The organism is Chryseobacterium sp. 14P4.3.2 (assembly GCF_057799275.1).
Genome location: NZ_JBYOKO010000024.1, coordinates 26,595 through 35,888 on the forward strand (window position 1 = coordinate 26,595; position 9,294 = coordinate 35,888).

At 36.6% G+C, this 9,294-nt stretch carries 7 protein-coding genes; 2 read left to right on the plus strand and 5 right to left on the minus strand.

The genetic code is table 11. The features are described 5' to 3' along the window. Window positions 1-28: 28 nt before the first annotated feature. From AC27VX_RS22485 to AC27VX_RS22495, 3 genes are all read right to left on the minus strand, one after another. Window positions 29-1,636 carry a glycoside hydrolase family 10-like protein gene (locus tag AC27VX_RS22485; protein ID WP_300687169.1) on the minus strand — a complete coding sequence of 536 codons (1,608 nt, stop codon included), beginning with the start codon at window positions 1,634-1,636 and terminating at the stop codon, window positions 29-31. A 325-nt stretch (window positions 1,637-1,961) separates the two neighbouring features. Then, on the minus strand, window positions 1,962-3,767 hold the full coding sequence (gene typA, locus AC27VX_RS22490) for a translational GTPase TypA (protein ID WP_236854680.1): 1,806 nt from the start codon (window positions 3,765-3,767) through the stop codon (window positions 1,962-1,964). A 411-nt stretch (window positions 3,768-4,178) separates the two neighbouring features. After that, on the minus strand, window positions 4,179-4,433 hold the full coding sequence (locus AC27VX_RS22495) for a DUF1294 domain-containing protein (protein WP_236854681.1): 255 nt from the start codon (window positions 4,431-4,433) through the stop codon (window positions 4,179-4,181). 141 nt (window positions 4,434-4,574) lie between these two features. Here AC27VX_RS22495 and AC27VX_RS22500 point away from each other — a divergent pair, with 141 nt between their 5' ends. Continuing rightward, entirely contained in the window at window positions 4,575-4,931 is a 357-nt protein-coding gene (locus AC27VX_RS22500) for a hypothetical protein (protein ID WP_488698124.1), read from the plus strand. A gap of 242 nt (window positions 4,932-5,173) precedes the next feature. Here the strand turns inward: AC27VX_RS22500 and AC27VX_RS22505 are convergent, their stop codons facing one another. Both AC27VX_RS22505 and AC27VX_RS22510 read right to left on the minus strand, forming a co-directional pair. Continuing rightward, window positions 5,174-5,851 (minus strand): YceI family protein, encoded by a 678-nt coding sequence (locus AC27VX_RS22505; RefSeq protein ID WP_488698126.1) that lies wholly within the window; start codon window positions 5,849-5,851, stop codon window positions 5,174-5,176. A gap of 112 nt (window positions 5,852-5,963) precedes the next feature. After that, window positions 5,964-6,275, minus strand: coding sequence for a hypothetical protein (locus AC27VX_RS22510; protein WP_488698128.1), 312 nt, complete (start codon window positions 6,273-6,275; stop codon window positions 5,964-5,966). 342 nt (window positions 6,276-6,617) lie between these two features. Here AC27VX_RS22510 and AC27VX_RS22515 point away from each other — a divergent pair, with 342 nt between their 5' ends. Further along, entirely contained in the window at window positions 6,618-9,023 is a 2,406-nt protein-coding gene (locus AC27VX_RS22515) for a hypothetical protein (protein WP_488698130.1), read from the plus strand. The last annotated feature ends 271 nt before the right edge of the window (window positions 9,024-9,294 follow it).

A 9,294-nucleotide genomic window follows, 5' to 3' on the forward strand; every position in this document is an offset into this window, starting at 1 on the left:
TGAAATTATTTTCAGAATGACAAATACCTTATTTGATCTTTCTGGCTGTATAGTCGCTTTCGTTTCCTAATCTGTCAATCGCTTTAATAGCCACCGCATTCAGCTTTTTGCCGTCTTTAAATTTGGGAATATCTTTTGAAAGGTTATCAAGTGTCAGGATCTCTGTCTGCCATACACCATTATACTGTGTGAAAAGTACCCACTGGAAAACATCTGCTGCATTTTTTATACTCCAGTTTGTCTGTGCAAAGCTTCCATTGTCTGTAATAAACAGTGTAGGAGTCTGCAATGGAACCGTTTTTATCCATGGAGACTTCGGAATCAGGGCTTTCTCATTATAGGGACCGTTTTTCAGAGCAGGAAGCATATTTGGGTTCTTTGTAAGTCCGGCAATACTCCAGTGGATTTCGCCGGCATCATTTTTAAGTATCTTTCTTGAAACCTCAATTTGATTTTTAATTTCTGAAGGGCGGTCTGACACTTTGATTTCAACCGTATTTAATCCGGGCCATAAATGGCGGTTCATCGTATTTTCAGACTGCCACCAGCTTAGTAAAGCTTCAAAATTTTGTCCCTTAGAATCAATCGGCCAATAGAGCTGGGGAGAAAAGTAATCTACCCATCCTTTATTCAGCCATAATTTGGCGTCTGCATACAACTCGTCATATTGTGAAGAGCCTACAACTCCTGCCGGATACCCCGGTTTCCAGATTCCGAAAGGGCTGATCCCAAATTTCACATTATTTTTTTCTGCATGAATTTCTTTATAGATCCTTTCTACAAATTTATTAACGTTATCTCTTCTCCAGTCTGCCCTGGATAATGTTCCCCCACTACCTACGTAGGCATTCCAGGTTGCATTGTCCGGAAAATCTGCTCCTTTATTGTATGCGGCATAGGGATAGAAATAATCATCAAAATGAACAGCATCAATATCATATCTTTTCACAATGTCTTTTACCACGTTGGAGACATGACCTTGTGTTTTCGGGTTAGCAGGATCAAACCAGTACATTCCGTTCTTAAGTCTTACGACAATATCGGAAAGCTTATTAGCCATAGAGAGCTTATTTACGGAGCCTCCATTGGTATGATGGGCACGGTAAGGATTCAGCCAGACATGAAGCTCCAATCCTCTTTTGTGAGCTTCTTCTATCCAAAACTGAAGGGGATCATAGTTTGGAGAAGGTGCTGCTCCAGTTTCACCGGTCAGGAAATAAGACCACGGCTCAATATTACTCGTATACAAAGCATCTGCCGAGGGTCTGATCTGGAAGATCGCTGCATTGAAATTATTATTTTTCAATATATCAAGCATATTGACTGCTTCCGCTTTCTGTTGTTCTACGGTAAGATCATTTCTTGACGGCCAGTTGATATTAGCCACGCTTGCGATCCATGCTCCACGGAATTCTCTTTTTATTTCCGGAAGATTAGTCCTGAAAATATCTTCTGCGGGTGGCATAACAGGTTTTGTGGTTGCAACAGGTGGTTTGGGGGCTGATATATTGTTATTGGACTTTGTCGTACTTTTTGAAGGAGTATTAGCTTTTACCGCATTATTCTGAGTAGAACAAGCTGTAAAAGACGCTAAAACCCCTGATAAAACGATTAGCTTTAGTGTATTCATTTTCATAGTCTGCAAAACTACATTAAATTATTTTTTTTGATTTTAAAAATTACGATAATAAAATGAATTATTTTACTTAAATCAATTTATGTAATAAATATTTTTAATTCAAAGCACATAAATTGTTTTTATAATTTCACTATTTCGGGGTATCCAAGAATAAAAGGATTATATTCTAAATTAATCTATATTAACCTGCACTATAAATTGCGGCTAAAACTATTTTACGAACCTAAATATTGAAAGCAGGCTAGATGCACTGTTATTAAGTATCATCAAAAAATAAAAGCCCCGAAAACTCGGGGCTTTATTGATATCTAAGAATTTCAGATTAAGCTTTCGCTCCTCTTTCTACTCTTTTTCTTTCTTCTTCAGAAAGTAATTTCTTTCTCATACGGATGAAGTTTGGAGTTACCTCGATTGCTTCATCAGCCTGGATATATTCCATACATTCTTCAAGAGAGAATAAGATTTTTGGTGCAACACCTGTATCTTTATCTTTTCCAGAAGCTCTCATGTTATTCAACTGTTTTGCTTCAACGATGTTTACCACCAAGTCACCTGGCTTATTTTGCTCACCGATAACCATACCTGCATAGATCTCTTCACCCGGGTCTACGAAGAATTTACCTCTATCCTGTAATTTAGCGATAGAATATTCTGTAGCAGGACCTTGAGTTTTGCTGATCAATACACCGTTGTTTCTTCCAGGAATAGCACCTTTGAAAGGCTTGTATTCTGTGAAACGGTGTGCCATGATAGCCTCACCTGCTGTAGCTGTTAACATCTGAGAACGTAATCCGATCAAACCTCTTGAAGGAATTTCGAATTCCATGTGCTGCATTTCACCTTTAGTTTCCATAATGTGAAGATCACCTTTTCTCTGAGTTGCCAGGTCGATAACTCTTGAAGCATATTCTTCAGGAACGTCAACAACTAAAGATTCATAAGGCTCACATTTCTCACCATCGATTTCTCTTAAGATTACCTGTGGCTGCCCGATCGTCATTTCATATCCTTCTCTTCTCATTGTTTCAATTAAAACAGACAAGTGAAGAATACCTCTACCGAAAACAAGGAAAGTGTTGGCATCATCAGTCTGCTGAACTCTTAATGCTAAGTTTTTCTCTAATTCTTTGTATAGTCTTTCTTTCAGGTGATTTGAAGTAACATATTTACCATCTTTACCAAAGAAAGGTGAATTGTTGATAGAGAACGTCATGTTCAACGTAGGCTCATCAATTGCAGTTCTTTCCAATGGCTCAGGATTTTCAAGATCTACGAAAGAATCTCCAATCTGGAAAGCATCAAAACCTACTACAGCACAGATATCTCCTGCCTGTACTTCCGTTACTTTTTTCTTTCCTAATCCTTCAAAAACATAAAGTTCTTTTACTTTTCCTTTTACAACTTTTCCATCTGCCTGAGCAAGACCGATCCATTGAGATTCTTTAAGTTCCCCTCTTGTTACTTTCCCGATTGCAATTCTTCCTAAGAAAGAAGAGAAGTCCAGAGAAGTAATCTGCATTTGAAGATTTCCTTCAGTTACTTTAGGCTCAGGAACGTATTGTAAAATACCATCTAATAATGGCATAATATCTTCAGTCTGTTCTAATGAAGTGTTGAACCAACCTTGTTTTGAAGATCCATAGAATGTAGGGAAATCCAACTGCTCTTCTGTAGCTTCAAGGTTAAAGAACAAATCAAATACCTTATCATGAACTTCGTCAGGACGACAGTTTGGTTTATCTACTTTATTGATAACCACTAATGGTCTCAATCCTAATTCCAATGCTTTCTGTAGTACAAATCTTGTTTGTGGCATTGGTCCTTCGAACGCATCCACTAACAAAATAACCCCATCAGCCATTTTCAATACTCTCTCTACTTCACCACCAAAATCGGCGTGACCAGGAGTATCAATTACGTTAATTTTTGTGTCTTTATAGGTAACAGAAATATTCTTGGATAAGATCGTGATCCCTCTTTCTCTTTCAAGATCGTTGTTATCCATAATTAACTCCCCACTTTCCTGATTTTCTCTGAAAATATTGGTAGCGTGAATGATCTTGTCAACCAAAGTCGTCTTCCCGTGGTCAACGTGTGCGATAATCGCAATATTTCTAATGTTTTGCATAAAAGATTTTTACGGGTGCAAAAGTAGTGAATTTTAATGAAAAAATATTTACTTATCGAAATATTTAATATTTTGTTTAAATAACTTGTTTACAATACTATAAAAAAAGAGGGTTCAAAAAACACTCTTTAAGTTACTTATATACATAGTTGTACTTCATATGGATCTACAACAGGCGGCTCTCCAGAGATAATGTCAAATTTTTCACAATTAGTGGAAGCACTTTTCCCCATCCCCATTTTACAATACAGGTATCTGGATCTTTTCATCTAACCATTCCTTTGATATGACCCTCCTGAACGGTTTTCATTTCACTTCTTGAAATTTTCCATGTTTTTTAGTTTTGAATGATAAAAATATAAAAAAAACATGAGCAAAAAGTTTTTTTATGAATATTTAAAACACTATTTCTTAACGCCTTATAAACCGATAAAGGAATACAAGATCTATCAAAACAACAATAATAAATTTCACAAGGAATGACTTTTTTGAAACTTTATGGTTAAAGAGTATCATTGCGGAGGCTGCTCCTACGATTCCTCCCAGGAGAGAAATTCCCAGAAGGGTATTCTCGGAGATCCTCCATTGATGTCGCCTGGCCTGCCACTTATCCAGCCCAAAGACACCAAATGTAATCAGATTAGCAATCAGTAAAAAAAGAATCATTATCAATTAATTTTGCGGCAAAAATAAAGTTTAATTTAAACATGGAAAAGCTCCGGAAGTACAAATCCCGGATGCCGGGAAATATTTATAGTGCTGTCGAAATGAGATTCTTTAAATTTGCAGTTCATAAAAAACAAATCAATGAAAATACAGGATCTGGCAGGAACTTATTCTATTGAAGGAAGCAATCAGGAAGAATCTTCCCACGCTTCTTATAAAGGTATACTTAGTTTGTCCATTGATGAAAACAACCGTATTATTGCCCAGTGGGTTATTGGTGATCACATTCAAAACGGCAGGGGATTTTATAAAGACAATATTTTAGTCATTAACTTCAATTATGAAGGAGACGATCTGAAAATTTATAAAGGTGTTGCCGTATACCGCTGCTTAAGTAAAGATGTCCTGGATGGCTTTTGGTCTGAGAAATATGGCAATCCTTTGTATTTGGGGAGTGAATATTGTGTGAGAGTGCAGAGTACGGAGTTTTTGAATTGATGTAACGGTTATGTTGTGGGATATTAACCTATCCAAAGTGAACTAAAATGTTTTGGAAATATATGATATTTGGATTCCTACGGAATGACGAAGGGCCACCTTTGAATCTCTGCTGATTAAGCAAAAGGGGGTACTTCATTTTTCTTATTGCCTGCACTGTCATCACAATAAAGCTTTACTTCAAAAAACAAAAAGCTGCTTCACAAAGGAAGCAGCCAATAGATTATTTATAAATCTAACAATTATTTTTTAGCTTTTACATCGATTGCGATCTCGATATCTTTGCTGATCATCCATTCTGCAGGATCGGCTTCTGAAGTACCGAATTTAAGTCCCCAATCTGCTCTGTTTACTGTGAATTTAGCCTGAATAGCAGCTGAATTATCTGCTACGTCTACTTTAGCAGGGAAAGTAACGTTCATTGTTTTTCCTGATAAGGTAAGGTTTCCGCTTACTGTTTTATTAGCTCCTGCAACAGCATCTTTCGGAGCATCTTTTAGATCGGTAACGCTTGTGATTTTAAAATCTGAAGTAGGGTTTTTCGCTGCGTCAAAGAAATCAGGATTTTTTAAGTGAGCTTCAAGATCTGCCGGTTTTTTATCTTTCTCTGTTACTGAAGCCGGGTCTACTTTGATAGAATTCATGTCTATTACAAAGTTTCCTGCAGAAACCTGACCTCCGTCAACACTGATGTCTCCTGACTTTACCATAAGAGTTCCCCAACGAGGAGCCATTCCTCCTTTGTGGAATGCTTTCCAGTTTACTACAGATGCTATCGTATCTACCGCTAATACCTCTCCTTTACTTTCTGCCACAGTCTGTTCCTGAGCTGTAGCTGCATTATCTGCAGATTTTTCTTTATTACATGATGCTAAAAGCAATCCTACTCCTACTAATGCAATTACACTAATTTTTTTCATATTATTAAAATGTTTAAAAAAGTTGATTGAAATTTTGTTGTTTTCGGGTACAAAAATATAAAAACCTTATTTCCGGAACCTTAACATACATCAAGAAATGAAATATTATATATTATCTGCATTTGTATATCCATTTGCGATAAACTTCTCTTCTGTATTCAGAATCATAATTACTGGAGAAATCATGATTCTTTTCTGTTTCATTTCGAAAACAGTCGGTTGTACTGTCTTCCTGAGGATCTCCTTTGGCAAGCCATCCTGTATCAGAGTAATTGGTGTAAGAACCATCATGTTCATTTTTAAATACAACAATCTTTTCGTACTCCTGCAGCCTGCATTTGCATATTTTAGGCTCTTCAGATTCTCTCAACAGGCAAGATACCATTAAAGAGCAGCCGATCAGCAGTGTCAGTATTTTTCTCATGTTTATCGTTTTTCAATATTGTTATAGTTTTAATACAATGCAAGTAAATAAAATATTTAAACACAAATTCACGGAAACAGATAATTAACCAGTAACGAGCAATCATTTAAAATTGGGTTAATAAGGCATCAGCTATTACTTGCTGCGAAATTTTAGTTATACGTAATATTCAAAAAAACTGATCCTAAAATACTTAAAAGATCCAGACTGTTTTCTATCTTTATTTTAAAGGGGGGGGGGATTATTTCCAGCTTCATGCAAAGGGTTTTGCCGCTATTTTCTACACTAGAAAATTTGTATTTTTGCTTCTCTTTTATAAAAACACAAAAATTTAAATTGTTTATGTCAAAAAAACTAATTTACCTGTTTGCCATAGGTGCAATGCAATGTCTTCATGCGCAAACGAAAGCTGAAGATGCTTTAAAAACATTTGAACAAAAATATCCTCAGGAAAAAATACATCTCTTGTTAGATAAAAGCAGTTTTGTTGCAGGGGAAAACTTATGGTTTAAATCATTTGTATTTGATGGTTACAATACCTCATCTATTTCAACCTCATTATTTGTTGAGCTTTATGACAGCAACAAAAAACCAATCAGTAAGAAGCTTATTCCATTGCTAGATGGTGAGGGAAGCGGCAGTATCCTGTTGCCCGCTGCATTAAAAGAGGATGTTTACTACATCAGGGCCTATACTTCCTGGATGGCTAATTTCAGTGAAGATTTTCAGCTTATAAAGCCGATTACGGTGTATAATCCTGCGTCTCCTGAAAAGCTGACCACCACTCCGACTACTCATTGGACAGCCTCCGTATATCCTGAAAGCGGAAACTTTATAGACGGTATCTCTACAAAGCTTGCCGTAAGACTTCAGTCCAACGGTGCTGAACCTGCTGATTGGGAAGGTTATGTAACAGACTCTGAAAATCCTGGTGAAAAGATTGCTGCATTCAAAGGATTGGATCAAAATGTAGGTTTACTGACTATGACTCCCAAAAGCGGAAAGAAATACCAACTGGTGATTCAGAATCAGCAAGGTGAGAAGCAGAACATCCCTTTACCGGATGTTTCTCCATCCGGAATCAGCCTACAGGTGAGCTCCGGTAATGACGCTGTGAAGTATACTTTAAAGTCAAAAAATTTACCTCAGCAGTCCCAACACTATAAAGTTTTAGGGACTATTAACAATCAGCTTGTTTATAAAGCCCAGGTTAATAAAATTTCTGACGAAATTCAGTATTCTATTCCAAACAATCAGCTTGTAAACGGCATTTTGCAGCTTACTGTTTTTGATGACAATGAAAATATTGTAGCCAACAGGTTATCCTTTGTTCAGCCACAGCTATTGCAGGTCAAAAAGCCGACCCTGCAATCTCTTTCACTGGACAATACACCCCGCGCGAAAAATTCATTCGTAATTTCCAAAAATCCGGATTATTCCGGGTATACTGTTCTGGTTCTGGATGCCAATACAAAAAGTACAGAAGACAGTCAAAGCTTATTGAGCTCCTTATGGCTGACTGGGGACATTACATCCAACATCATCAATCCGGCTCAATATATCAACAGCAACCGTAATACAGATGCTCTGGATGCTCTTTTAATTTCGGAGAGATGGAAACGTTTTGACTGGAAATCTATTATTTCAGGAAATTACCCAAAGATTAAATATCAGCCTGAAAATTATCTTTCTTACAAAGGGAAAGTCAGCGTCCAGGGAAAACCGGCTCCCAATACGGATGTTAATTTAATTTTTGACTCAAATTCGGGGTCTAAAATTTTTCAGATCAAATCTGACGCCAATGGTTTTTTTGTGATGAATAATTTAATTTTTGAAGATTCCATGAAATTTTCTTATCAGTTAAATACTGATTCTAAAGACCCCAATAGTAATTATTCTGTTTACTTTCAGCCAAATTTCGGTTTTATACCGTATATGAAAAGCCTTCCCTTATCTTCCTACAAACTTGCCCCGAGATCTCTGGAGGATAAGCCTTCTGAAGAAATTACCCGATCATTCACAGCTATCAATGCACAAAAAATCATCAGTGAAAAAGTAATTAATATTGAAGAAATAAAAATAAGGGGAGAAATAAAAAGTAAGACTAAAAAATTAAATAATGAGCTAAGCAGCGCTTTATTCAAAAGTGCCCGCGAAGATGTCTTTGACTTTGTGAACGACCCCAATGCTATTATTTCAACCAATATTCTGCAATGGTTACAAGGAAGAGTTGCGGGATTAAGCATTCAGTTACAAAATGGAACCTATATTCCCTATCTGCAAGGGACAAAAACAGAAGTTTATCTTGATGAAATGCCTATTCCGCCTAGCCAGATCGCTAATATGTCCACATCAGATATTGCTATGGTAAAGGTAATAAAAGGAATTTTTGCAGGAGGAATCGGAGGCGGTAATGGCGCCATAGCTATTTATACACGCCGAGGAGGAGGTTCTACAGGAAAAATCATAGACAGAAGCCTGCCATCACAATTAAGACAGATCACATTATCCGGCTACGACAAAGAAACTCCGTTTGAAGGTCCAATCTACCAGAATGACAGTTTCAAAAAAATTCCACAGGATACCCGAAGTGTTCTATTCTGGAATCCTAACCTAGAAGGGCAGTTCCAGGAGCCTACTTCCGTAGAGTTTTACAATAATGATGATGCAAAAAAATACCGCATTATCATATTGGGACACGATAAAAGTAATGAGATACCTCTTTATTACAATGAAATCCTACCCTAAATCATTTCTAAAAAAACTATACAGCCTGATTGCGTAATTGCATTCAGGCTTTTTTATGCAGTAGTTTTTGTATTCTATTTTATGGTGAATCATAATATCAAAATAAGTATGATAAAAATGGCCTGTTGACTTTGAAAATTATTATCTTCGTGATTAGTCACAGCTAGGGTTTGATAATGCAAGTCATTTCTTTTGTTGTGAATTGCTTTCAAAAATTATTATCTTCGTGATTAGTCACAGCGTGAGAGAAATCTTTACCCTATTGAAATTT

What these genes read in the sequence shown, in the direction of transcription:
- AC27VX_RS22515 (WP_488698130.1), top strand. Translation starts at nt 6,618, where the DNA reads ATGTCAAAAAAACTAATTTACCTGTTTGCCATAGGTGCAATGCAATGT.
- AC27VX_RS22510 (WP_488698128.1), bottom strand. Translation starts at nt 6,275, where the DNA reads ATGAGAAAAATACTGACACTGCTGATCGGCTGCTCTTTAATGGTATCT.
- AC27VX_RS22505 (WP_488698126.1), bottom strand. Translation starts at nt 5,851, where the DNA reads ATGAAAAAAATTAGTGTAATTGCATTAGTAGGAGTAGGATTGCTTTTA.
- AC27VX_RS22485 (WP_300687169.1), bottom strand. Translation starts at nt 1,636, where the DNA reads ATGAAAATGAATACACTAAAGCTAATCGTTTTATCAGGGGTTTTAGCG.
- AC27VX_RS22500 (WP_488698124.1), top strand. Translation starts at nt 4,575, where the DNA reads ATGAAAATACAGGATCTGGCAGGAACTTATTCTATTGAAGGAAGCAAT.
- AC27VX_RS22495 (WP_236854681.1), bottom strand. Translation starts at nt 4,433, where the DNA reads ATGATTCTTTTTTTACTGATTGCTAATCTGATTACATTTGGTGTCTTT.
- typA (WP_236854680.1), bottom strand. Translation starts at nt 3,767, where the DNA reads ATGCAAAACATTAGAAATATTGCGATTATCGCACACGTTGACCACGGG.